The 22,138-nt window shown below is 63.5% G+C and carries 23 protein-coding genes; 5 read left to right on the top strand and 18 right to left on the bottom strand.

Annotated features, from left to right (window positions below):
* Positions 1-75: 75 nt before the first annotated feature.
* From fliN to AB5Y95_RS14000, 17 genes are all read right to left on the bottom strand, one after another.
* Positions 76-468, bottom strand: a complete 393-nt coding sequence (fliN, locus tag AB5Y95_RS14080; protein WP_005298791.1) for a flagellar motor switch protein FliN — start codon at positions 466-468, stop codon at positions 76-78.
* Between the two features lie 51 nt (positions 469-519).
* Positions 520-1,590 (bottom strand): flagellar motor switch protein FliM, encoded by a 1,071-nt coding sequence (gene fliM, locus AB5Y95_RS14075; protein ID WP_005298775.1) that lies wholly within the window; start codon positions 1,588-1,590, stop codon positions 520-522.
* A gap of 9 nt (positions 1,591-1,599) precedes the next feature.
* The gene (gene fliL / locus AB5Y95_RS14070) at positions 1,600-2,118 is read right to left on the bottom strand and encodes a flagellar basal body-associated protein FliL (protein ID WP_005298773.1); all 519 of its coding nucleotides are present in this window, start codon (positions 2,116-2,118) and stop codon (positions 1,600-1,602) included.
* Positions 2,119-2,175: 57 nt separating this feature from the next.
* Positions 2,176-4,182 carry a flagellar hook-length control protein FliK gene (locus AB5Y95_RS14065; RefSeq protein ID WP_368161434.1) on the bottom strand — a complete coding sequence of 669 codons (2,007 nt, stop codon included), beginning with the start codon at positions 4,180-4,182 and terminating at the stop codon, positions 2,176-2,178.
* A gap of 91 nt (positions 4,183-4,273) precedes the next feature.
* Positions 4,274-4,714, bottom strand: a complete 441-nt coding sequence (gene fliJ / locus AB5Y95_RS14060; protein WP_005298769.1) for a flagellar export protein FliJ — start codon at positions 4,712-4,714, stop codon at positions 4,274-4,276.
* Positions 4,715-4,740: 26 nt separating this feature from the next.
* On the bottom strand, positions 4,741-6,072 hold the full coding sequence (fliI, locus tag AB5Y95_RS14055) for a flagellar protein export ATPase FliI (RefSeq protein ID WP_005298767.1): 1,332 nt from the start codon (positions 6,070-6,072) through the stop codon (positions 4,741-4,743).
* 63 nt (positions 6,073-6,135) lie between these two features.
* Positions 6,136-6,942 (bottom strand): flagellar assembly protein FliH, encoded by an 807-nt coding sequence (gene fliH, locus AB5Y95_RS14050; protein ID WP_336288947.1) that lies wholly within the window; start codon positions 6,940-6,942, stop codon positions 6,136-6,138.
* 64 nt (positions 6,943-7,006) lie between these two features.
* The gene (gene fliG / locus AB5Y95_RS14045) at positions 7,007-8,068 is read right to left on the bottom strand and encodes a flagellar motor switch protein FliG (protein ID WP_005298762.1); all 1,062 of its coding nucleotides are present in this window, start codon (positions 8,066-8,068) and stop codon (positions 7,007-7,009) included.
* The gene (gene fliF / locus AB5Y95_RS14040) at positions 8,061-9,773 is read right to left on the bottom strand and encodes a flagellar basal-body MS-ring/collar protein FliF (protein WP_005298761.1); all 1,713 of its coding nucleotides are present in this window, start codon (positions 9,771-9,773) and stop codon (positions 8,061-8,063) included. The genes fliG and fliF overlap by 8 nt, the downstream gene beginning before the upstream one ends.
* Before the next feature lie 55 nt (positions 9,774-9,828).
* Entirely contained in the window at positions 9,829-10,146 is a 318-nt protein-coding gene (fliE, locus tag AB5Y95_RS14035) for a flagellar hook-basal body complex protein FliE (RefSeq protein ID WP_005298759.1), read from the bottom strand.
* 117 nt (positions 10,147-10,263) lie between these two features.
* Positions 10,264-10,653, bottom strand: coding sequence for a hypothetical protein (locus tag AB5Y95_RS14030; protein ID WP_054545275.1), 390 nt, complete (start codon positions 10,651-10,653; stop codon positions 10,264-10,266).
* A gap of 148 nt (positions 10,654-10,801) precedes the next feature.
* Positions 10,802-11,578, bottom strand: a complete 777-nt coding sequence (locus AB5Y95_RS14025; RefSeq protein WP_010634629.1) for a hypothetical protein — start codon at positions 11,576-11,578, stop codon at positions 10,802-10,804.
* Between the two features lie 112 nt (positions 11,579-11,690).
* Positions 11,691-12,116 carry a glutaredoxin-dependent arsenate reductase gene (arsC, locus tag AB5Y95_RS14020; RefSeq protein WP_026141739.1) on the bottom strand — a complete coding sequence of 142 codons (426 nt, stop codon included), beginning with the start codon at positions 12,114-12,116 and terminating at the stop codon, positions 11,691-11,693.
* A gap of 63 nt (positions 12,117-12,179) precedes the next feature.
* Entirely contained in the window at positions 12,180-13,244 is a 1,065-nt protein-coding gene (gene arsB / locus AB5Y95_RS14015) for an ACR3 family arsenite efflux transporter (protein WP_368161433.1), read from the bottom strand.
* A gap of 101 nt (positions 13,245-13,345) precedes the next feature.
* A complete protein-coding gene (arsA, locus tag AB5Y95_RS14010) occupies positions 13,346-15,109 on the bottom strand; it encodes an arsenical pump-driving ATPase (protein ID WP_368161432.1) in 1,764 nt (587 codons plus the stop codon).
* Between the two features lie 39 nt (positions 15,110-15,148).
* The gene (arsD, locus tag AB5Y95_RS14005) at positions 15,149-15,517 is read right to left on the bottom strand and encodes an arsenite efflux transporter metallochaperone ArsD (RefSeq protein ID WP_005298749.1); all 369 of its coding nucleotides are present in this window, start codon (positions 15,515-15,517) and stop codon (positions 15,149-15,151) included.
* Between the two features lie 4 nt (positions 15,518-15,521).
* On the bottom strand, positions 15,522-15,890 hold the full coding sequence (locus AB5Y95_RS14000; RefSeq protein ID WP_005298747.1) for a helix-turn-helix transcriptional regulator: 369 nt from the start codon (positions 15,888-15,890) through the stop codon (positions 15,522-15,524).
* Positions 15,891-16,082: 192 nt separating this feature from the next.
* On the opposite strand from AB5Y95_RS14000, the gene AB5Y95_RS13995 reads away from it, so the two are divergent.
* Complete coding sequence (locus AB5Y95_RS13995; RefSeq protein ID WP_126882254.1) at positions 16,083-16,391, top strand: DUF134 domain-containing protein; 309 nt, start codon at positions 16,083-16,085, stop codon at positions 16,389-16,391.
* Positions 16,388-16,909: a NifB/NifX family molybdenum-iron cluster-binding protein gene (locus AB5Y95_RS13990; RefSeq protein ID WP_368161431.1), complete on the top strand. Its 522-nt coding sequence runs from the start codon at positions 16,388-16,390 to the stop codon at positions 16,907-16,909. The genes AB5Y95_RS13995 and AB5Y95_RS13990 overlap by 4 nt, the downstream gene beginning before the upstream one ends.
* Positions 16,910-17,122: 213 nt before the next feature.
* Here AB5Y95_RS13990 and AB5Y95_RS13985 read toward each other — a convergent pair whose 3' ends face one another.
* Positions 17,123-18,214, bottom strand: coding sequence for an HD domain-containing phosphohydrolase (locus tag AB5Y95_RS13985; RefSeq protein WP_124249750.1), 1,092 nt, complete (start codon positions 18,212-18,214; stop codon positions 17,123-17,125).
* Between the two features lie 270 nt (positions 18,215-18,484).
* Here AB5Y95_RS13985 and rimO point away from each other — a divergent pair, with 270 nt between their 5' ends.
* From rimO to AB5Y95_RS13970, 3 genes are all read left to right on the top strand, one after another.
* A complete protein-coding gene (gene rimO, locus AB5Y95_RS13980) occupies positions 18,485-19,813 on the top strand; it encodes a 30S ribosomal protein S12 methylthiotransferase RimO (protein WP_010634637.1) in 1,329 nt (442 codons plus the stop codon).
* Between the two features lie 238 nt (positions 19,814-20,051).
* Positions 20,052-20,726: a response regulator transcription factor gene (locus tag AB5Y95_RS13975; RefSeq protein ID WP_010634645.1), complete on the top strand. Its 675-nt coding sequence runs from the start codon at positions 20,052-20,054 to the stop codon at positions 20,724-20,726.
* Positions 20,726-22,108: an ATP-binding protein gene (locus AB5Y95_RS13970; RefSeq protein WP_244365021.1), complete on the top strand. Its 1,383-nt coding sequence runs from the start codon at positions 20,726-20,728 to the stop codon at positions 22,106-22,108. The genes AB5Y95_RS13975 and AB5Y95_RS13970 overlap by 1 nt, the downstream gene beginning before the upstream one ends.
* Positions 22,109-22,138: the final 30 nt, after the last annotated feature.

The following is a 22,138-nucleotide window of genomic DNA, read 5'->3' as shown; positions in this document are numbered from 1 at the left end:
CGGCCAACAAAGAAGGGATACCGAACTTCTTGGTCAGCATCCGGGGCCCCTCAAACGGTGACACTATGAGTCTGGTCATTTGAGCTTCTTGATCCTTTCGATTTGGCTGATGACGTCGGTCAATCGGATACCGAACTTGTCGTTCACCACCACCACCTCGCCGTGGGCGATCAGGGTGCCGTTGACCAGTACGTCGAGCGGCTCGCCCGCCACCCGATCCAGCTCCACCACCGAGCCCTGGTTGAGCTGCAGCAGGTTGCGGATGCTGATCTGGCTGCGGCCCACCTCCATGGCGATGGTGACCGGGATATCCAGAATGGTATCCAGCTTGCGCCGCTCCTCGGCACTGATGGGGGCATCGTCCTTGAGCTCCTCGAGAGGAGCGGGCTTGGCTTCGGCAGTCACCTGCTCTTCCAGCGCGGCAGCCCAGGCATCCGCCATCAGATCCTCTTCCTCAGTTCCGCTCATCTTGAATTCCTTATGCTGTTTTCGTGACGGTCTGCCCAGGCAGGCCGTCGTTTATTGCTGTTGGTCTCCGATGCTGCGCTCGAGCTCTTCCAGCTCGGCCTCGCCATCGATGCGTACGCCGCCCCGGGTCACCAGATGCATCTCTGTCTTGACCCCTTCCGGGCGTTTGAGTTTGTCGGTGATCTTGAGCGCCACATTGTCCTTGGTGCGGCCCATCTTGGCGTGGAAGGTGGGCAAGTCCTCCACGAACACCAGCAGGTTCTCCGGCATCTCCACCGGGATGATGTCGCCAGGCTGCAGCTCCATCAGCTCGCGCAGGGTGAGCTCGGTCTCCAGCAACTTGGCCCGCAGCTCCACCTTGACGTCCATGATCTCGTCGCGCAGCGCCTTGCTCCAGCGCACGTCGGTGTCGCCCTTGTCACTTTGCACGCCGGCATCCAGCAGCTCGCGGATCGGCTCCAGCATGGAGTAGGGCATGGCCACGTGGAAGTCACCGCCGCCGCCATCCAGCTCGATGTGGAACGAGCTCACCACGATCACCTCGGTGGGGCTGACGATGTTGGCCATGGCCGGGTTCACCTCGGAGTCGAGGTACTCGAAGCCCACGTCCATCACCGGCGCCCAGGCATCCTTGTAGTCCTCAAACACCAGCTTGAGCAGCATCTGGATGATGCGTCGCTCGGTGGGGGTGAACTCGCGCCCCTCGATCTTGGCGTGGTAGCGGCCGTCACCACCGAAGAAGTTCTCCACCAGAATGAAGACCAGCCGCGCCTCCATGGTGATGAGTGCCGTCCCCTTGAGGGGGCGGAAACGTACCATGTTGAGACTGGTCGGCACGAACAGGGTGTGGACATATTCGCCGAATTTCAGCATCTGCACGCCGTTGATGGAGACCTCGGCGGTGCGGCGCATCATGTTGAACAGGCTGATCCGCATGTGGCGGGCGAAACGCTCGTTCACCAGCTCCAGGGTTGGCATGCGACCACGGACGATGCGGTCCTGGGAGGAGAAGTCAAACTGGGCGACACCGGGATCCCCCGCCGCGCCTATCTCCTCCTCTTCGACATCATCGACCCCGTGCAAGAGGGCATCAATTTCGTCCTGACTTAACAGATCGCTCACGCTTCACCCTTATTGCATGACAAAGCCGGTAAACAGCACTTGTTCGATAACGGGGGAAGAGACCAGGTCATTGAGCACCCGACGGCACTCTTCCAGTGAATCCTTGCGCAGCTTCTCCTTGCCCTCGAAGGTCATCAGCTGCTCGCTGGTGGCCGCACTGAAGACCCGCAGCAGGGTGCCTTCGATGAGGGGGATATTCTGCTTGGCCAGCGTTTCGTCGGCAGTACCGCGAACCATCAGCTGGATCTTGATCTGCACCAGCCGGTCGCGCTGACCGCCGGAGACGTTGAACACGAAGGGGCGCGGCATGCCCACGTAGAGCGAGGGCTGAGGCGCCGCCTCCTTGGGTTTGGCATCCTTGCCCTCCCCCGCAGCTTCCGCCGCCGGCTTGTCACCGCCGGCCAGCATGAACCAGGCACCGGCGCCACCGCCGCCCAGCACAATCACGGCCAGGGCGATAATCATGATCAGCTTCTTTTTCTTGCCTGCCGCCGGATCTTTCAGCGTCAGTTCGTTATCGTCTGCCATCCCTTGTCCACCCTAGTCTCAAACTTGTTCGATATCATAAACTTACTCGGGCTGGCATCAAGCATAGAAATCAATTCCGCGGTCGTTTGTCGATTCCCTCGACAAACTCATGCCGGCGCCCGTGACCTCTGCCTCAGTTTGGCCTGTTTCGGCAAAAGATCCGCTGCCTTTTTGTCCCTGCTGGCCCTGACCGGAGAAGCCAGACTGCCCCTGTGACTGCTGTTGCGGCTGTTGCTGCACCTGGGTCTGGCCAAGCTGGATGCCCTGCCCTGCCAGCATATCACGCAGCCGGGGCATGGCCTGCTCCAGCATTTCCCGGGTCTGGCCGTGCTGGACCACGAAGTGCACGTTGGCCTGGTTGGAGGAGTCTATCTGGATCTGGATCTTCATCTTGCCAAGCCCGAGCGGGTCAAGCTGGATCTCCGCCTGCTGCAGCTTGTCCGCCAGCATCAGGTTCACCTTCTGGTGCAGCTGGGCCGGCGCCTCCGGGTCGGCCAGCTTAAGGTGGGGCAGATTGGCGGGATCCCGCCGCGCGGCCAGTTCGGCGGTGGCAGGCCGGTTGTCATGGCCAACCGCCTGGGGCTGGCTGTTCTGTTGTACCTGCTGGCTGTGGCTGCTATCCGGGGTGGCGGTCGTCTCACTGCTGCCCTGGCTGGTGCCGCGAGCCAGCTCTGCCGCCTTCTGTTTCAGGTCAACCTTGACCTCGCTTCTGCCTCTGGCGCTGTCGCTGCGCTCGGTGGCTTCCATCTGCTTGAGTCCGGCCGACAGGCTGGCCAGGGAGGCTTGCGGGCCCTGGGGTTCACTGCTGGCCAGCACTTGCTGCGGCGCCACCAGCACGGGTTCGTTCGGGGTGGCGGCCGGCGCCGGCGTGCTGCCGGCAGCAGGCGCGGGCTGGCTCTCCGTCTTGGCCGCCGTTGCGGGTTTGGAGTGGCCATCCCCCTCGACAACGCTCTGCGGCTGCGCCTTTTCAGAGGTCAGGTTCGCCTCGCCATCGGCCCGGCTCATCCCCTCGGCAAACGCCCTGGCTGCGCCCGGCTGAGCCGCCACTGTGCTGTGGGTGGTCTGCAGCGGGGAAGGTCTGGCAGGCTCACCCTTGCCGGCCATGGGCGGCACCACAGGCTTGGCCCCCTTGTCGGCACCCTCCATCTGGATTTGGGCGTTCTCCTTATCCTGTCCGCTTACCGCAGCAGCGGCTGGCACCTTGCTCTGCAAGGCCGCCCGCTCGGCGGCGGAGAGCTCGCTTTTGCTTCCCTTGGCATCCTTGCCATTTTTATCGGCATGCTGGTCGGCATTGGCGCCACCGGCGCCGCTCTCCTTGCCACTGCCCTCTTTCCCGGCTTCCTGCAACTGAGCCGCCAGGGCGGCGTCATCCGTCACGACGGCATCCGGCTGCGCGGCTTTCGCATCAACCGGTGCATTGGTTTCGCCCGTGAGCAAGCTGGCAGCCTGACGGGCCAGCGCGGCGGCAGCGGTCGTCGTCCCCTGCTTGTCACCGCTGCCGGCGAGCGGCTGGGTGAGGGTGGCCGATGTCTCGGCCGACGCAGCCTGCGCGTCATCCGGCGGCAACATCTTGCCGTCCGTCTCGACCACGGGTGTGCTGGCGACCAGAGTGATGGCCGCCGGGGCGACCAGGGAGGTGTCCTGTTTGAGGGCATCCTGCAGACGCTGCAGGAAGTCGTTGGGGGCGAGGGCGGGGTCGGGATCGCTCCCCTTCTGTGGCTTGTCGTCGGCGCCAGCGGCCTCTTCGGCTTCATTCGCCAAAGATTTGGCAGCCTCGCCCTTGGCGTTCTGCAGCGGCTTGTCGCTCTCCACTGCACCGGCACGCTCCGGCCCGGTGCCAGGCCGCGACCCGGTCTTGCCATCAGCGTTGGCAACATGGCCATCGGCTTTGGCATTGCCCTTGCCGGCCTGCTGCACCCGGTTCATCACCTCAGAAAAGCCGCCCTTGCCGTCGCTCTGCAGGGCTCCTTCGCTACCATCCTGACTCGCCGTCAACACCGCACTCTTGTCGGCAGCGGCGGCTGTCGGTGCGGCGGAAGAATTGGTTAACAGTGTCTGCATCATGGTGAAGATTCCTGACGGCATTCGGCTTCGGGTTTCTCCTCAGCTCCCCGCAGGGAGTGAGGCGCACACGGGATGGCAAGAAGAAAGCAAGTTACAGGCCAGAATGGTGGAAACGGCGCAGCGTGGCGTACTCATCCAGCATCTTCTGCTCCTGGCGCTGGGCTTTAAGCTGCTCGCGCCCCGCCTGCTTGGCCAGCAGCAGCTCCACCGCCTTGCGCCGCTGCTGGGCGGCCAGCCACTCTTCACGGCGCAGCTCCAGCGCCTGGCGCACCTGCAGTACCCCTTCGTACTGCTGGGTCGCCGCCTGCTCGAGCTTGTTGATGAAGGCGTGATACTGGCTGTTCTGCTGGGCACCGATCCCCTGCAGACCGCGGTCGGTCCACTGCTGGTGGTAGATCTGGCGGTACTGGTTGAGCGCATCCTGCTGCTCCAAGAAGATCTTCAGATCCTGCTGGGCCTTGGCCAGCGCCAGCGCGGCCTGCTGCTCGGCCTCCACCAGCCGCTCCGACAACATCATCAAGCCTTTACTCATGGTCACGCCTCCCCTTCATCTTCTCGTCAACGCATCAGCGGCATGGCCACCAGCTGCAGGGCCTGCAGGCCGGCATCGTAGTGAATGACCTCGCGCATTCCCTGCTGCAAGAACTGATCCAGATAGGGTTTCTGGATGATGGCGCGGTCGATGCGGGGGTCGGAGCCCTGGCTGTAGGCGCCGATGGTGATGAGATCCCGGTTCTGCTGGTAGAGGGAGTAGAACTGCTTGAGGGTGCGCGCCAGCTCCATGTGCTCCGGCGAGGTCACCATGGGCATGACCCGGCTGATGGACTTCTCGATGTCGATGGCCGGGTAGTGGCCGGAGTCGGCCAGCTCGCGCGACAGCACTATGTGGCCGTCGAGGATGGCCCGCGCCGCGTCGGCGATGGGATCCTGCAGATCGTCCCCCTCCGTCAGTACGGTGAAGAATGCCGTGATCGAGCCCTGGCCGTCGCTGCCGTTGCCGGCCCGCTCCACCAGCGCCGGCAATTTGGCGAACACCGAGGGGGGATAGCCCTTGGTGGCCGGCGGCTCGCCCACCGCCAGGGCGATTTCGCGCTGGGCCTGGGCGTAACGGGTGAGCGAGTCCATCAGCAGCAGCACGTTGAGCCCCTGATCGCGGAAGTACTCGGCGATGGCCAGTGCCGTTTCACACCCCTTGAGCCGCATCAGCGGCGAGGCATCGGCCGGCGCCGCCACCACCACGGCGCGCTCGCGCCCCTCCTCTCCCAGGATCTCCTCGATGAACTCCTTCACCTCGCGGCCCCGTTCGCCGATGAGCCCCACCACCACCACGTCGGCCACCGAGCCGCGGGTCATCATGCCGAGCAGCACGGATTTGCCGACGCCGGAGCCCGCAAACAGCCCCATCCGCTGGCCCTGCCCCACGGTCAGCACGGCGTTGATGGCACGCACCCCCACGTCCATCGGCTGATGGATCGGGCGGCGAGAGAGCGGGTTGATGCGGTGCTGGGCAAACTGCACCGTCTGGGAAGAGAGGATGGGACCGAGCCCGTCCAGCGGCTGGCCGATGCCGTCGATGACCCGGCCCAGCAGGTTCATGCCGACCGGAATGCCATGCTCCTCGGTGATGGGCACCACCCGGGCGCCGGGAATGACCCCCTTGAGCTGTTCGCTCGGCATCAGAAACAGGCGATCGCCGGAGAAGCCGACCACTTCGGCCTCAAGCGATCCATCCTGGGTGTCGATGCGACAGAGTGCCCCGATGGCGGCGCGGCAGCCGATGGCCTCCAAGGTCAAGCCCACCACCCGGGTGAGCTTGCCGGCCACCGGGGGTTTGGGGGCGATATCGCGTACCCGATACCCCTGCAACCGATTGAGTAACGAGCCGCTCATCCGGCCTCCTGAAAGCTGGTGTTGAATGCGTTGAAAAATAGGCAGGGCAAGCAGGCAAGGCCGCTAGCCGCGGCCATCCTGGCCGGCGTTGTCCCGCAGAAAGTTGCGCAGCAGCTGGTCGATGCGCCCCGAGAGGGTCAGATCGATGCTGGAGAGTTCGGTGGCCAGTTGCAGATCGCCGGGGGAGAGGGTGGGATCGCTTTGCAGTCGCCAGTGGCGCTTGGCGCACTCCTCGGCGCCAAATGCCTGCTCGACCCGGGCCAGATCGTCCGGGTGCAGCATCAGGGTGACCCCCAGTTCGGCGGCGGGCAGCAGCGCCAGCCCCTGCTTGAGCGCTTCGAGCAGCAGCCTGGGCGAGGTCTCGGCTTCGTGACGGATGAGGGCGCGGGCCAGTTGCATCACCAGCGCGATGAGCTGCTGCTCCACCGCGCTGTCCAGCTCCTTGAGCGGGTTGGCGAGGCGATCGATCAGCCCCTGCCAGTGGCTCATCTGCTGCTCCACCAGCTCGCGGCCGAGGGCCAGCCCCTCCTCCTTGCCCTGCTCCAGTCCGGCGGCATGGCCCTGCTGCAAGCCTTCCAGCTTGCCCTCCTCGAGCCCCTTGGCGTAACCGGCTTCACGCCCCTCGGCCATCCCCTCTTCCCAGGCGGCCTGGCGAATGGCTTCCAGCTCCTCGGCGGTGATGCTGGGGGCCGGCTCCTCGGCCGGCTCTTCGACCGGCACCTCTTCCTCCTGCCGATACCAGTCCGGGGTCAGCCCGAGGGCATTGGTCTCGACCTCGGCCTCGACCTCCATCTCCGGCCAGCCCCAGGCCTGAACCTGGCTCTCGTCCCCGTCGGGTCTGACATAGCCGCGCAGTTTGTTGTTGTTCATCTGGCTGCCGCACTCCTCGTCATCACGCTGCCGGGAGTGCTATGCACGTCGAACCAAGCGTTCATCAGAGGAACTCCTCGCCGCCACCGGCACCCAGCATGATCTCGCCGGCATCCGCCAGACGGCGGGCGATGGAGAGGATCTCCTTCTGGGCGGCTTCCACTTCGGAGACCCGGATCGGCCCCATGGCCTCCAGATCGTCTGCCAGCATCTCGGCGGCACGCTTGGACATGTTCTTGAAAATCTTCTCGCGCATCTGGTCGTCGGAGCCCTTGAGGGCCCGCTGCAGCAGATCGCCAGGCACTTCCCGCAGCATGGTCTGGATGCCGCGATCGTCCACGTCGATGAGGTTCTCGAACACGAACATCAAGTCCTGGATCTGCTGGCTCATCTCCTCGTCCGACTCGCGGATGGAGTCCATCAGCTGACCCTCGATGTTGGTGTCGAGGTAGTTCATGATGTTGGCCGCCGCCTTCAGGCCGCCCATCTTGGCTGCCTGGGCACCCGCCGCACCGGCGAACTGTTTCTCCATGATGTCGTTGAGCTCTTGCAGTGCCGCCGGTTGCACCTCTTCCAGGTTGGCGATACGCATCACCAGATCGAGGCGCACCTGCTCCGGGAACTGGCTCAGGATCTCGGCGGACTGCTCCGGCTCCAGATAAGAGAGGACGATGGTCTGGATCTGCGGGTGTTCGTTCTGGATGATGCTGGCCACCTGGCGGGCATCCATCCACTTGAGGGAATCGAGGCCGCGGGCACCGGACCCCAGGATGATCTGGTCCACCAGGTTGCTGGCCTTGTCTTCGCCAAGGGCGGCCACCAGCGCCTTGCGCACGAAGTCTTCGCTGCCGATACCGATGTTGGTGTACTTCTGGATGTCGTCGATGAATTGACGGTGTACCGCCGCCACCCGGTCGTGACTGAAATCCGACATGGAGGCCATCGACATGCCGAGCCGCTGCACCTGCTTGGGCTCGAGATGGCGGAAGATCTGGGCGGCGTCCTCTTCGTTGAGGCTCAGCATCAATACCGCCGCCATCTCCATGCCGCTCATCTGATCCAGGATCTGGCGCTGACTGTCGGTGATGTCATTGCCGGTGACCTGTGTCTTGTTTTCGTCAGCCATCTTTGTTCGCTACCCATTCTTTAATGACCTGTGCGGCCAGATCCGGTTCGTTCGCCACCAGGGCACGTACCGCCTTGAGCAAGTCTTCGTCACGGTGCAGATCCGGCAGTTTCAGATGGCCGTCACGTACCCCGAACACCGGCTCGGCTTCGGCCTGAGCCGCCAGCAGACTGAGCTCGTCATCCCCACCCAGCACGGTGTGGTTGTCGAAATCCAGTTCCCCTTCCGGCTTGGCATCCGGATAGAGCAGGCGCTTGAGCATGGGGCGCACCACGGTGACGATCAGCACTATGATGACCAGCACGGAGGCGGCGATGCGCACCGCGCGCCAGAACCAGGGCTGCTCGTAGAGCGGCGCCTCGGCCACGTTTTCAAGCTCGGGCCGGTTGAACGGGATGGCGACCACCTCCAGAGTATCACCACGGGTCACATCAAAGCCAAGGCCGCCGCTCAGCAGACGACGCAGGGTATCGAGTTCGGCCTGGGTGCGCGGCTCGCGGCTCACCTTGCCATCGGCGGCAGTGGCCGACTTGTAGTCCACCGCTACCGAGACGGTCATGCGGCGAATGCCACCCATCTGGCGCCGGATATGGCTGACGGTGGTATCCAGTTCGAAGTTGCGGGTCGCCTCTTTGCGGGAGCGGCCGGAAGAGGACGCGGTGGTTTCGGCGTTGGGGCCGGTCGCCTGCTGCGGAATGTTGGAAGCGGCAGGCGGCTGGTTGGAGAGGGCGCCGGGCACGCCACCGTTGCTGCCATTGGCGCTGTTCTCTTCCATGGTCATTTCGGAGCGCACCGCCGGCAGATCCGGGTTGTAGGTCTTGCGGGTCTGCTCCTGCTGGGAGAAATCGAGGGAGAGGTCGACCTCCGCCGTATAATTGTCGGCGCCGAGCACCGGGATCAGGATGGCGTCAATTTTTTGTTTGTATTCCAGCTCCTGCTTCTGCTGCATCGCAAACTCCTTGCGAGTCTGGGCAGAGACGGGATCCTGGGAGCCGGAGTTGAGCAGGCGGCCGTTCTGGTCGGTCACGGTGACGCGGGTCGGCTCCAGGCCATGCACGGCGGAGGCCACCATGTCGACGATGGAGTCCACTTCCCCCTGACCGAGGGCATTGCCCTTGAGGCTCAGCACCACGGTGGCGCTGGGCTTGCGTTCGTTGCGGGCAAACACGTTGTCTTTCGGGATGGCCAGCAGCACCTGGGCCTTGGCCACGTTCTGGAACTGTTCGATGGCGCTGGCCAGCTGGCGCTCGCGGCTCAGCTTGAGGCGTTCGCTCTCCATCCGCTGGCTGACCCCGAAGCTGGAGTCCTTGAGCAGGATGTCTTCCCCGTCGGTGCTGGCGTCAGTGGCGTTGGCCAGACCGGCACGGGTCAGCGCCAGCCGGATGTTGGAGAAGTTTTCGGCATTGACCAGCACGCTCTTGCCATCCACCTGATAGGGGATCTTCTGCTGATCGAGGAAGTCGAGGGTCTTGACCAGCTCCTGGGTGGTATAGGTGCCAAGGGGACGCATGTCCGGCTCCTTGCCCCACAACAGGATGAAAACGGCGATGGCCAGACAGATGGCCAGCCCCAGGATCAGGGTGATCTGGCGCAGCACGTCCGTGTTGGAGAGGAAGCCGAGTGCCGAACTCTTCTGCTCATTCTCATCGAGGGCGGCGGTGCCCTCATCGTTCATCAGCAGTTCGCCGTTTTGATCAGTAGCCACGATTTATGTCCTTATTGCTGACATGTTCATGATGCTCAGTCGCCATGGGCCTGAGTTACACCGGCATGTTCATGATGGTCTTGTAGGCATCGACCATCTTGTTGCGCACCTGCACCGTCGCCTCGAAGGCGATGGAGGATTTTTGTCCGGCGATCATCACTTCGGACAGGTCGACCGAGTTGTCGCCCATGTCGAAACGGGTGCGCAGATCGTTGGCAGCCCCTTGCAGCTCGTTGACGTTGCCAAGGGCCTGCTGCAGCAGTTGACCAAAATCGGAGCTGACCTGACGGCCAGGCTGGGTGAGCGGCGTGGCGCCGGCTTCCACCTTGAGGGCCTGCATCTCTTGCATCAGGCTGCTTGCACTGATTTCCATATTTCATCCCCAGACAAATCATTGACACTGACAGGCTCCAAGCAATAAGAGTGCCAATTAGGGAGAAGTACCCTCGAAGCTGGGGTTCTTATGGTCGCCGGATGATGGGCCGGCCCCTCAGGGGCGCGGCACGGCCCCCTCCCCCAGCAGCAGCCTCAGATAGCTCAGGTGGAGATCGTAGTGCTCCCCGGCGGGCAGCTTGACCAGCACCTCGTCATGCAGGTAGCCCGCGCGGCTCGCCGCCAGCTCGGGGGGAACCAGTCCTACCGCCACCAGCCTGGCGACGATGGCCTGCGCCAGAGCCATGGTCGCCTCGTCGGCACGCCCCCAGCCGAAGTGGCCCTGGTATGCCGACCCCTCGGCGCCGGGTTCGAGGGGGGAGACCAGATCCCCGCTGACCCAGAAGGCCGTGGGGATCCCCTCCTGCAGGCGCAGATAGATGCTCTGCTTGTCCCACTCCCGACGCAGGGCTCCGTCCGCCCCGTCCTGTGCTGATGCTTGTGTCATGCCACTCTCCTTGTCTTGCTGACGAACCTGGCTGCGCCCATGAAAAAGAGGGCCTAAGGCCCTCTTTTTACTGTAATCCGCACCAATTAAACAGACGGCAATCCGCGCCGTGTGAAGAAAAACTGGCGAGGGCGAGGCCTCTGCTCAATCAGCGGGTCAGATCCTTGTCCACCCAGTACTTGGAGCCCGAGATATTGGCGTCCAGCAGCAGTCCCTTCTCGCCGATCTGGTAGATGGCCATGCCGCCGTTGTACTTGGCGGTCAACTCGGCGCTCTCCTTGCCCGCCACGGCACCCACCTCGGAGGTCGCCTCCCAGCCCTGGCTGACGAAGGCATCGAACCTGGCCTTGTCCTCAAACAGGATCACCTGCTGATAGAACTTGCCACCCAGCCCGGCCGCCAGCCCGGCGCCGAACATCTTCATGTAGGTGTGCTTGCCGGTGGCACGGTTGACGGCCACCCCGGCCCCCTGGTTGGTGTGCAGCATCAGGGAGAACTTGCGCGAGTCGAACACCGCATAGCCGTATGCCTTGTCAAACAACAGCTTGGCCGAGGGCTGTTCGTTGAACAGCCGCACCAGGGCGGTGTCGGCCATGGTATTGAGGGCGAGGCGCGCCTCGTCCGCCGTCTTGGGCTCCAGCATCTCGTCGAGCTTCTTGTCGGCCACCGCCAGCCACTCCTTGCCGGTGGCCACGCTCTTGTCGGTCCAGGCGCCAGCGGTATTGAACGCTTCCGAGCCCCACTGGGAGACCGAGGCCCAGGTCGCCTTGGAGAAATCGGTGACGCTCTGCCACGCCTCCTTGCTGGTGTCGCTCACCGCGTTGCCAAGCTCGGTCGCGGCCGCCTTCACCTTGGCCCAGTCGGCCAGGCCAGGGGCCGAGGTCAGCGCCAGTGCCGTGGCTATCACCAGGAATCGAATCTTCATGCTGTTTCCCCCGCTGTGATGAGTCGAGGGTCACAGTAGCAGATCCGGCGCCCACCCGGTAAGTGCATCTGCACCGTCCGGGTCAGCCGGTGACGCTCGGCCCCGCTCCCTGTCAACGCAGCCGCTTGCCGTGCTCGTCCACCACCTGCTCGCCATCTTCCTTGGCGAAGGCCCCTTTTTGCTGATCGGGCAATATATCGAGCACCAACTCCGACGGGCGGCACAGTCGGGTGCCAAGGGGGGTGACCACTATGGGGCGGTTGATGAGGATCGGGTGGGCCAGCATGGCGTCGATCAGTTCGTCATCGCTGAAGCGATCTTCTGCCAGAGCGAGCGCCTCGTAGGGGGGCACGTTCTTGCGCAGCAGCTCGCGCACCGGCATCCCCATGGCGGCGATCAGTGCCACCAGCTCATCGCGGGAGGGGGGCGTCTCCAGATAGTGGATGACGGTCGGCTCGACGCCGCTGTTGCGAATAAGCTCCAGGGTGTTGCGGGAGGTGCCGCACTCTGGATTGTGATAGATGGTGATCGCACTCATTGGCATGTCTCTCATGGCTTAAGTGAATAAAAACATTGGATAAAAAGGGTTAGCGGCCATCTGTTAACGGCTTAGCCCCGCTTCGTACCAGGGTTTGCTGGCGTTGACGATACGCACCACCAGCAGCATGACCGGCACCTCGATCAGCACCCCGACCACGGTGGCGAGCGCGGCGCCTGAGTGAAAGCCGAACAGGCTGATGGCGGCGGCCACCGCCAGCTCGAAGAAGTTGGAGGCACCGATGAGGGCGGAGGGGCAGGCCACCGAGTGCTTCTCCCCCACCTTGCGGTTGAGCCAGTAAGCCAATCCCGAATTAAACAGCACCTGGATCAGGATCGGTACCGCCAACAGGGCGATGACCAGCGGCTGCTCGATGATGGCGTTGCCCTGAAAGGCGAACAGCAGTACCAGGGTGAGCAGCAGGGCCGCCACCGACCAGGGCTGGATGCGGGTCATGACGCCGTCAAAATGGGCCTCTCCCTTTTGCAGCAAGGCCTTGCGCAGCAGCTGGGCGATGATGACGGGGATGACAATGTAGAGCACCACGGAGGTGAGCAGGGTATCCCAGGGCACCACTATGCTGGAGACCCCAAGCAGCAGCGCCACCAGCGGAGCGAAGGCAAACACCATAATGAGATCGTTCACCGCCACCTGCGACAGGGTGAAGTAAGGATCGCCATTGGTGAGGCGGCTCCATACAAACACCATGGCGGTGCAGGGGGCCGCTGCCAGCAGGATCAGCCCCGCCACGTAACTGTCGAGCTGATCAGCCGGCAGCCAGTCGGCAAACAACACCCGGATGAAGAGCCAGCCGAGGAAGGCCATGGAGAAGGGCTTGACCAGCCAGTTGATGAAGAGAGTGACCCCAATCCCCTTAAGGTGCCCCTTCACCTGATGCAGGGCGCCAAAGTCTATCTTGAGCAGCATGGGGATGATCATCACCCAGATGAGCAGTCCCACCGGCAGGTTGACCTTGGCCACCTCCATGGCGCCGATGGCCTTGAAGAGATCCGGCAGGCCCTGCCCTAGCCCAATCCCCACCAGAATGCAGAGGGCCACCCAGGCGGTGAGGTAACGTTCAAAAAAGCCAATCGCCGGTTGGCTCTTGGCATCACAGGTTGCAGACATGACGACTCCCGATGCGGTCATCCCGCATCTCTTTCGTTAACGACAAATGTTCATCAGCCCCGACCAAGCGGCCGGGGCACTTGTTCAGTGATGCTGACTGCTCAGTGGTGCAGGCAGAGGCGACGCAGGGCATCCGCCCCCACCGGCTCCTCGGCGAGCAGCGGCACCACGGCATAGCGGCTGGCGTGTTGCTGCTCGACCGCTTCGATATGAGGCAACTGGCGCTCGGCCCGCAGTTGCAGCAGCGGCGAGCTGACCGCGGCCTGCTGCAGACTGTGGTTGATGAGCCAGGCCCAGGGCTCGATGCCGGCACGGCGCAGATCGGCCTGCAGATTGGCCGCCTCCTGCACCGGGGTGGGCTCGGGCAGGGTGACGATCAGCACCTTGGTCTGCTTGGGGTCCTGCAACTGCATCATGGGGGTGGTGAAGTGCAACCCCTTGTTCCCCATCTGGCGGGCGATCTCCCTGTGGTAGGCGCCGGTGGCATCGAGCAGCAGCAAGGTGTGGCCGGTAGGGGCGGTATCCATCACCACGAAGCGCTTGCCCGCCTCGCGGATGATGCGCGAGAAGGCCTGAAACACGGCGATCTCCTCGGTACAGGGGGAGCGCAAGTCCTCCTCCAGCAGCGCCCGCCCCTGCTCGTCCAGCGCAGCCCCCTTGGTGGCCAGCACCTGGGCGCGGTAACGCTCGGTCTCGGCGCGGGGGTCGATGCGGCTCACCTCGAGATGGGACAGGCTGCCTGCCAGCGTCTCGCCGAGGTGCGCGGCCGGATCCGAAGTGGTGAGGTGCACCGGCAGGCCACGGCTTGCCAGCTCCACCGCCACGGCGGCCGCCAGGGTGGTTTTACCCACCCCGCCCTTGCCCATCAACATGATGAGGCCGTGACCGTCGGCGGCCAGCTCGTCCACCAGCGAACTCAACTCGGGCTGGGCTGGCAGATGGGCTGACGTTGCCAGTGGTGCCTGCTCACCAGCATCCTGTGGCTGCAGAAGTTGGCGCAGGCTCTCGACGCCCACCAGATTGGTAGCCAGCAGCGGCACCTGATCCCGGGCCAGCCCCTTTATTCCCTGCGGCATGTCGGCGAGGGCCTGCTGCTCACGCCGCCAGATGGCCTGCGCCAGCGTGTCACCGGCGATAGCGTCTGCGGGGAAGAGGCCATTGATCACCAGTTGCTGGTTCGCCAGGCCGATGGCCGCCAGCTCCTCGTGGGTGCGGGCCACTTCCCGCAGGGTGGAGTGCTGGGCGCGCGCCACCAGCACCAGCCGGGTGCGAGCGTCGTCGGCCAGCGCCGCGACGGCCTCGGCATACTGGCTGCGCTGTTTCTCCAGCCCCGCCAGCGGGCCCAGGCAGGAGGCATCCCCCTTGCCCTGCGCCAGAAATTCGCTCCAGGCCCCCGGCAGCTGCAACAGGCGAATGGTGTGGCCGGTAGGGGCGGTGTCGAAGAGGATATGGTCGTACTCCGAGCGCAGCGCCGGGTCGGTGAGCAGGGCGGTGAACTCGTCAAAGGCGGCGATCTCGGTGGTACAGGCGCCGGAGAGCTGCTCCTCGATGCTGCGCACCACGCGCTCGGGCAACTTGCCGCGCACCGGCCCGACGATCCGCTCCCGATAGGCTTTGGCCGCCGCCGGGGGATCTATCTCCAGCGCCGACAAACCGGGCACAGCGGCGATGGCGGTGATGCGATTGCCGATGTCGGTGGCAAACACCTGCCCCACGTTGGAGGCGGGATCCGTGCTCACCAGCAGCACCCGCTTGCCGGCGTCACAGAGGGCCACCGCACTGGCGCAGGCCAGCGAGGTCTTGCCCACCCCGCCCTTGCCGGTGAAAAAGAGAAACGGCGGCGGATTGGTCAGAAAGTGATACATAGCCTCTCCCGTTACGACATGGTTTGGAATATCAATGTCTTAGCAGCAACCACTGCCAGGACGGCAGGCCGCTTTCACTATGCCCTTGATGGTGGCCTGCGGCGCGGGCAGTCCGGCATAGCGGGCCAGCTCGCCGCGGCTCGGATAGCGGCCGGTCAGCACAACCTGACCCTCCACCAGCACCAACGGCAACCCCTCCTCCCCGGCGTGGGTGAGAAAGGCGCTGACCGCAGGTGTTTCGGCAAACTGCAGCGGCTGCTGGGCCAGATTGAAACGCTCGATGGCAACGCCCTGCTCCCTGGCCCAGGCCAAATCGGCGGCAAAGGTGACCAGCGCCTGATCGACCTCGGTGCCGCAGACGCCGCTGGCGCAGCAGAGGGCGGGGTCGAAAATCTGAATGACTGACATGGCATTACTCCTTGTGGCAGCAGGGCTGCGCAGGCAGCACATGGGGTGAGCAAGTAGACTCGGCGCGCATCATGCCGCACGCCTCCGGATGGCCGGCGCAGCACTCCTCGGTGAGATAGCCGATAAGATCCAGCATCAAGGGGATATTGGCGCGGTAGCGCAGGAAGCGCCCCTCCTGCTCCACCGACAAGAGGCCGGCATTGAGCATCGCCTTGAGATGAAACGACAGGGTGTTGGGGGCGATGTCGAGCTCGCCGGCCAGCTCGCCCGCGACCCGCCCATCCAGCCCCGCCTTGACCAGCAGCCGCCACACATCGAGCCGGATCCCGGATGCCAGCGATTCAAAGACCTTGGTGGCCGTCTCTTTGTTCATGTTTGTCTCTCGTTGGATGCGCCTTCATTTCAACTATACAGGAATCATTGAAATGATCAAGTTGCCGCCAACTCTGCTCGTGAAGCCGCAACCTCCCTCTCAACAAGATCATGCCTTTCAATTACATTTTTCTTTAACTTGCATATGCCATTTATGCGGCGTATATGTGGCATATGCAAATTAGGAGTCGTTATGCCGAGACCAAAAATAGCCCGCCGTATCTGTGGTCGCCCCGCCAACAGCTGCTTCAAGCCCAATGGTGTCCCCATGCATGAACTGGAGCAGGTGGCCCTCGCCGCCGATGAGTTTGAGGCGCTGCGCCTGGTGGATCTGGAGGGCATGCAGCAACAGGAGGCCGCCCGACTCATGGGCGTTTCTCGCCAGACCTTGGCCAATACCCTCAAGCGCGCCCGCTACAAGGTGGTGGAGTGCCTGAGTTTAGGTAAGGCCCTGTTGATGCAACCCGCCCCCCCGCAACCCAGTGGAGAAACCGCGCAATGAACCAGAACGTGAATACAACAGCCGTGCCAGGCAACCATGCCATCCTGTTGAGCCGGGGCCGGCCATCCGCCCACGTCAGCCGGGCTGAGCAACTGCAGATTGTCAGTCCAGCCGGCGAGGTGCTCGCGACCATGTCCAACCCGGCCAACGGCGAGGGTTGCCGTGGCAAACAGGCCCTGCTGGCGACGCTACAGGCCCATGCCGTCACTCAGGTGCTGGTGCGAAACATCGGTGAGCACATGCTGGGCCGACTGCTCGATGCCGGGATATCGGTATGGCAGTACCGCTCGGTGCACCTTGATCTGTCTGCTGCCCACTTTCAGCCGCTGACCGACGCCAGCCAGGGCAGTCCGTCACGCCGCAAGGCCAGCAAGGCCGGGAGTCTTATCAAGGGGATCCGGCCATCCTGCAACGGCCGCAAGGAAAAACAGATCGGTAGGGAAAGTGGTTGTCACCAGGCAGAGCAGTGCGGCTGCAATCATCAACAAGGGGACGAACCATGTCACACCTGCTGCTGAGCATGCTGGCCGCCTTCGCATTGATCCTGGCCATGAGCGCCCTGCTCTGGTGGCGCCAAACCCGGCTAGCGGCAGAGCGCCAGGGCACTAGCGACCGGCCTTGTGGCTGCGCAAGCGCTTGTTCCGAGCATCTCTATCAAATTGCAGAGCCCGCCCCCAGGCATTCACCCCGGTAGGCAAGCCGACCCTAGCACCGAGAGCGTGAACGAGAGGTCAGGTTATGGCCGGATCCCGATACTGCTGATGGATGGCGCGAAACGCCTCCTTGCTGCGCAGCGCCGCCGCGACGCAGACGGGGTCGAACTGGCTGCCGGCATGGGTCTTGAGGTACTCGAAGGCCGTTTCGAACGGCCAGGCCTGCTTGTAGGGACGCTCGCTGGTGAGCGCGTCGAACACATCCGCCACCGTGACGATGCGGGCCTCCAGCGGGATCGCCTGCCCCGCCAGCCCCTCCGGGTAGCCCTGGCCGTCGAAACGCTCATGATGGTAGGCAATGATGTTCTTGAGCATGTCGGTGTGATGGATGCCGTCCAGACCAAACTCCTTTATCATCAGGGCAATCATCTCCCGTCCCTTGAGCGGGTGGATCTTCATCACCGCGTACTCCTCCGGGGTCAGCTTGCCCGGTTTGAGCAGGATGGCGTCCGGCACCGCAATCTTGCCGATGTCGTGCAGCTCGGAGAAGAGATGGATGAACTCCACCTCCTCGTCGTTGAGGGGGTAATGGGCTGCCACCTCGCAGGCGATGAGCCGTGAATAGGCCGACATGCGGTGCAGATGGTTGGCGGTCTCCTCGTCCCGGTAGCGGCTGAACTCCCGCGCCGTGGTCAGCGCCCCGTTCAGGGTCTGGATGGAGAAGAACTCAACGGCGATGATGGCTGCCAGGATCTGGGCATAAGCCGCCAGCTCACCGCGAATGGCTGCATCGAAGTAGCCGGGCTCCCTGGCATCGCAAAACAGAAAACCAAACAGCCGGCTGTTGAACAGCAGCGGCTCGGTGTAGCTCGACTCATAACCGGCCGCCAGCAGCTTGCGGCTGTGCTCGGCGGGGGACCCCTGCAGCGAGCCCAGAGTATCGAGCACCCTGGGTTGCTGGCGCTCGGCCAGATAGCGCAGGGAGGGCACCTCGCTCAGCTTCACCTCGTACTGCAACAGCGGCGAGCCCCCCTCCGTGCTGTGGGCAAAGGTCTTGAGCTTGTCCGTCTGCTGGTCATAGATGGCGACCGCAACCCGGCTCAACTTGTCAAACCGCTGCCTGAGCGTGGCGTGCACGTTCTGCACTTTTTCGCCAAATGAACTCTCCATCCCGCACGTCCTTCTGCTATTCCTGCAGGGAGTATAGTGACCCCTGTTTTTACTCTCCTGCCAAATTGACTCAAGCGTCAGCAACAGAGATCACAACCCCGCTGGCCGGCCGGCAAGGCCTGTTGCCACCATGGTTTTCTCCTTTGACGACCCATTGTGGCCCGGGCAAAGAGATTGTTCGCTTCCAACGTGCCGGCTGTATAGTTTTTGGTTAGCCATTCCGGTAAAATCCGCGCCCTAAAACTAGAGCCACCTAAGAGTGATTGAGCGATGTCCAACACAAAACAGGCCCCCAAAGTAGGATTCGTCTCCTTGGGTTGCCCCAAAAACCTGGTCGATTCCGAGCGCATCCTGACCCAGCTGCGTACCGAAGGGTACGACGTGGTGCCCAGCTATGACGATGCGGAGCTGGTGGTGGTCAACACCTGCGGCTTCATCGACAGCGCGGTACAGGAATCGCTGGAAGCCATCGGCGAGGCCCTGGCCGAAAACGGCAAGGTGATCGTCACCGGCTGCCTGGGCGCCAAAGAGAACCAGATCCGCGAGATCCACCCTAAGGTGCTCGAGATCACCGGCCCCCACGCCTATGAAGAGGTGCTCGGCCACGTCCACAAATACGTGGAAAAGCCGACCCACAACCCCTTCACCAGCCTGGTGCCGGCCCAGGGTGTCAAGCTGACCCCCCGCCACTACGCCTATCTGAAGATTTCCGAAGGCTGCAACCACCGCTGCACCTTCTGCATCATCCCCTCCATGCGCGGGGATCTGGTGAGCCGCCCCATCGGCGAGGTACTGGCCGAGGCCAAGCGCCTGAAAGAGGCCGGCGTGAAGGAGATCCTCGTCATCTCCCAGGACACCTCCGCCTACGGCGTCGACGTCAAGCACCGCACCGGCTTCTACGACGGCATGCCGGTCAAGACCAGCATGGTGGCCCTGTGCGAAGAGCTGGCCAAGCTCGGCATGTGGGTGCGCCTGCACTACGTCTACCCCTACCCGCACGTGGATGACGTCATCCCGCTGATGCGCGACGGCAAGGTACTGCCTTACCTCGACATCCCGCTGCAGCACGCCAGCCCGCGCATCCTGAAACTGATGAAGCGCCCGGGCACCGTCGAGCGCACCCTGGAGCGGATCCAGAAGTGGCGCGAGATCTGCCCCGAGATAACCCTGCGCTCCACCTTCATCGTCGGCTTCCCTGGCGAGACCGAAGAAGAGTTCCAGATGCTGCTGGACTTCATCGACAAGGCGGAGCTGGATCGGGTCGGCTGCTTCAAATACAGCCCGGTCGAGGGCGCCAAGGCCAACGAGCTGCCGGATCCGGTGCCGGCCGAAGTGCAGGAAGAGCGCTTCCAGCGCTTCATGGAGCTGCAACAGCAGGTCTCCATCCGCAAGCTGGCCCGCAAGGTGGGCAAAGAGATGCTGGTGCTGATCGACGAGGTGGACGAAGAGGGAGCCACAGGCCGCTCCGCCGCCGATGCCCCCGAGATCGACGGCCTGGTCTACCTGAACGGTGAAACCGGCCTCAAGCCCGGCGACATGGTCAAGGTCCGCATCGACGAAGCGGACGAGTACGACCTGTGGGCCAGTCTCATCGACTGATCCCCGATAAGCGCCAATAAAAAGCCAGTCAGCTCCTGACTGGCTTTTTTGTTGGTGCAATGCAAGGAAAAAAGTGTTCAACCATGATTGCTCGAAGCGTCTGCGCATGGTCTGGAGGCATATAACCAATGGCGGGCTGATTCAGTCCCGATACAGGCGGGGCTGTTAGGATCCGGATTGACTCTCCCCGTCATAAGCCCTCTAATTGACAGCCTGGATCCCCATGATCGCGCACCTTATGAAAATTTTGTTGGTCGAAGACGACAAGCTGCTCAATCACCACCTCACCACCCTGCTGACCGAAGCCCAGAATCAGGTGCACAGCACCGAGAGCGCCCAGGTGGCGCTCCATTACGCCGCTGACTACCCCATCGACGTGGCCATCATCGATCTGGGCCTGCCGGACATGGACGGTCTGCAGCTCATCCGCCAGCTGCGCGAGCAGCAGATCCCCTTCCCCATCATCGTATTGACCGCGCGTGGCAACTGGCAGGACAAGGTGGAGGGGCTGGAAGCGGGGGCGGACGACTACCTGGTCAAGCCGTTCCAGAAGGACGAACTGCTGGCCCGCCTCAACGCCCTGGTGCGCCGCAGCGCCGGCTTCATCTCTCCCAGGGTCAAGGCTGGCGACTACGAGCTGGATCTCTCCCGCAAGGAGCTGACCATCGCCGGTACGCCGGTGGTGCTCACCAGCTTTGAGTACCTGATCCTCGAATACCTGATGCGCAACGCCCGCCAGGTGGTCTCCAAGCAGCAGCTGCTGGATCAGCTCTACGGCGACGGCGAGGGGGACCCCAACACCATAGAGGTGATGGTGAGCCGGCTGCGCAAGAAGCTGGATCCGGAGGGGCTCATCCAGCCCATCTCCACCATCCGCCGCCAGGGCTACATCTTCAATCTGTCGTGCAGCTGATGAGCTTTCGTCTGCCGCGCCCCATGCGCTTCATCCGCCGCTCGCTGCACATCAAGCTGATGCTGAGCGCCATGCTGGTCATCGCGCTCATCATGTCCTTCTCGGTCTACATCCTTTATCTGGGCCACACCGATGAGCAGGCCCAGAAGGCCAGCACCCGCATGCAAGAGAACCTCTCCAAGCTGTTCTCCTCCAAGATGCCGGACGCCCAGGCCAGCACGGATCTGGGCCGGCTCACACCGGATGCCATCGACCCCAACCTGGACACTCTTATCTGCCGGGCCGACGGCCAGCTGAGCTGGTCCAGCCTGCACATGCCGGAGGTAATCCAGGTCAAGGACTCCATCTGCGACGATCTGATGAAGTACCTGGGCGGGCTGGATCAGGACTACTTCTTCAAGCGCCTCACCATCAAGAACGGTGAGAGCTACTTCATCTACAGCCTGCGCTTCTTGCGCAACCACGGTGACGGCCCCACCACCTATTACGTGGTGATGGTCGATTCCGCCAAGCGCTACCTGCTGCAGACCCGCGACTACCTCTACCAGTGCATCCGCCAGGCCCTGCTCGCCTACGCCCTGCTCGGCGCCCTGCTGCTGCTCACCAGCTTCTGGAGCCTGGGCTCCCTGCGCACCATGGCGCGCCAGATCGACGAGATCCGGGCCGGCAAGCGGGAGGCGCTCTCCAACGACTATGAGCGGGAGCTGACGCCGCTGACCGAGTCGGTCAACCAGCTGCTGGAGAACGAGCGCCAGCAGACCCAGCGCTACCAGCATGCCCTCAACGACCTGGCCCACAGCCTGAAAACCCGGCTGGCGCTGATCCAGATGACGGCGCAGGAGGTCAAGCTCGGGCGCGACATTCACGACAACATCAATGAGCAGATCCTGACCATGGATCAGATCATCCAGTACCAGCTGCGCCGCGCCGTCACCGGCCGCAAGCGCCTCGCCAGCAAGGGGACCGAGCCGGTGCCCCTCATCGAGAAGCTGCTGGCCAGCCTCGCCAAGGTCTATCGCCACAAGAAGCTGCAGACCCGCTTCAAGTTCGACGACGACGTCTTCTTCGCCGGTGAGCAGGGGGACCTGATGGAGCTGATGGGCAACCTGCTCGACAACGCCTTCAAGTTCGCCATCAGCGAGATCAAGGTGACGGTGAGCCGCCGGCTCGACCGACTGCGGATCGAGATCGAGGACGACGGCCCCGGCATCGACCCGGGCAAGTCGCAGCAGATCTTCCAGCGCGGGGTGCGCGCCGACAGCTCCCCCGGCCAGGGGATCGGGCTGGCGGTGGTCACCGAAATCGTGCACAGCTACGGCGGCCAGATCATGGTGGACGAGTCCCCGCTCGGCGGCGCCCGCTTCACCCTCGACCTGCCCTGAGGCCATCTCTGCCCACCCAGTGCGCCTGCC

The sequence above is a fragment of the Aeromonas sp. R5-3 genome (genome assembly GCF_040908225.1).
Lineage (GTDB): Bacteria > Pseudomonadota > Gammaproteobacteria > Enterobacterales > Aeromonadaceae > Aeromonas > Aeromonas dhakensis.
The sequence above is the reverse complement of the archived record's forward strand: the minus strand, read 5'-3'. Positions and strand labels throughout refer to the sequence as shown.

Coding starts and splice junctions, on each gene's coding strand:
- arsA (WP_368161432.1), bottom strand. CDS start 15,109: ATGTATCACTTTCTGACCAATCCGCCGCCGTTTCTCTTTTTCACCGGC.
- AB5Y95_RS14000 (WP_005298747.1), bottom strand. CDS start 15,890: ATGAACAAAGAGACGGCCACCAAGGTCTTTGAATCGCTGGCATCCGGG.
- AB5Y95_RS14030 (WP_054545275.1), bottom strand. CDS start 10,653: ATGACACAAGCATCAGCACAGGACGGGGCGGACGGAGCCCTGCGTCGG.
- AB5Y95_RS13975 (WP_010634645.1), top strand. CDS start 20,052: ATGAAAATTTTGTTGGTCGAAGACGACAAGCTGCTCAATCACCACCTC.
- AB5Y95_RS14025 (WP_010634629.1), bottom strand. CDS start 11,578: ATGAAGATTCGATTCCTGGTGATAGCCACGGCACTGGCGCTGACCTCG.
- arsD (WP_005298749.1), bottom strand. CDS start 15,517: ATGTCAGTCATTCAGATTTTCGACCCCGCCCTCTGCTGCGCCAGCGGC.
- arsC (WP_026141739.1), bottom strand. CDS start 12,116: ATGAGTGCGATCACCATCTATCACAATCCAGAGTGCGGCACCTCCCGC.
- fliJ (WP_005298769.1), bottom strand. CDS start 4,714: ATGAGTAAAGGCTTGATGATGTTGTCGGAGCGGCTGGTGGAGGCCGAG.
- fliG (WP_005298762.1), bottom strand. CDS start 8,068: ATGGCTGACGAAAACAAGACACAGGTCACCGGCAATGACATCACCGAC.
- AB5Y95_RS13970 (WP_244365021.1), top strand. CDS start 20,726: ATGAGCTTTCGTCTGCCGCGCCCCATGCGCTTCATCCGCCGCTCGCTG.
- AB5Y95_RS14065 (WP_368161434.1), bottom strand. CDS start 4,182: ATGATGCAGACACTGTTAACCAATTCTTCCGCCGCACCGACAGCCGCC.
- AB5Y95_RS13995 (WP_126882254.1), top strand. CDS start 16,083: ATGCCGAGACCAAAAATAGCCCGCCGTATCTGTGGTCGCCCCGCCAAC.
- arsB (WP_368161433.1), bottom strand. CDS start 13,244: ATGTCTGCAACCTGTGATGCCAAGAGCCAACCGGCGATTGGCTTTTTT.
- fliE (WP_005298759.1), bottom strand. CDS start 10,146: ATGGAAATCAGTGCAAGCAGCCTGATGCAAGAGATGCAGGCCCTCAAG.
- fliI (WP_005298767.1), bottom strand. CDS start 6,072: ATGAGCGGCTCGTTACTCAATCGGTTGCAGGGGTATCGGGTACGCGAT.
- fliH (WP_336288947.1), bottom strand. CDS start 6,942: ATGAACAACAACAAACTGCGCGGCTATGTCAGACCCGACGGGGACGAG.
- AB5Y95_RS13990 (WP_368161431.1), top strand. CDS start 16,388: ATGAACCAGAACGTGAATACAACAGCCGTGCCAGGCAACCATGCCATC.
- AB5Y95_RS13985 (WP_124249750.1), bottom strand. CDS start 18,214: ATGGAGAGTTCATTTGGCGAAAAAGTGCAGAACGTGCACGCCACGCTC.
- rimO (WP_010634637.1), top strand. CDS start 18,485: ATGTCCAACACAAAACAGGCCCCCAAAGTAGGATTCGTCTCCTTGGGT.
- fliN (WP_005298791.1), bottom strand. CDS start 468: ATGAGCGGAACTGAGGAAGAGGATCTGATGGCGGATGCCTGGGCTGCC.
- fliL (WP_005298773.1), bottom strand. CDS start 2,118: ATGGCAGACGATAACGAACTGACGCTGAAAGATCCGGCGGCAGGCAAG.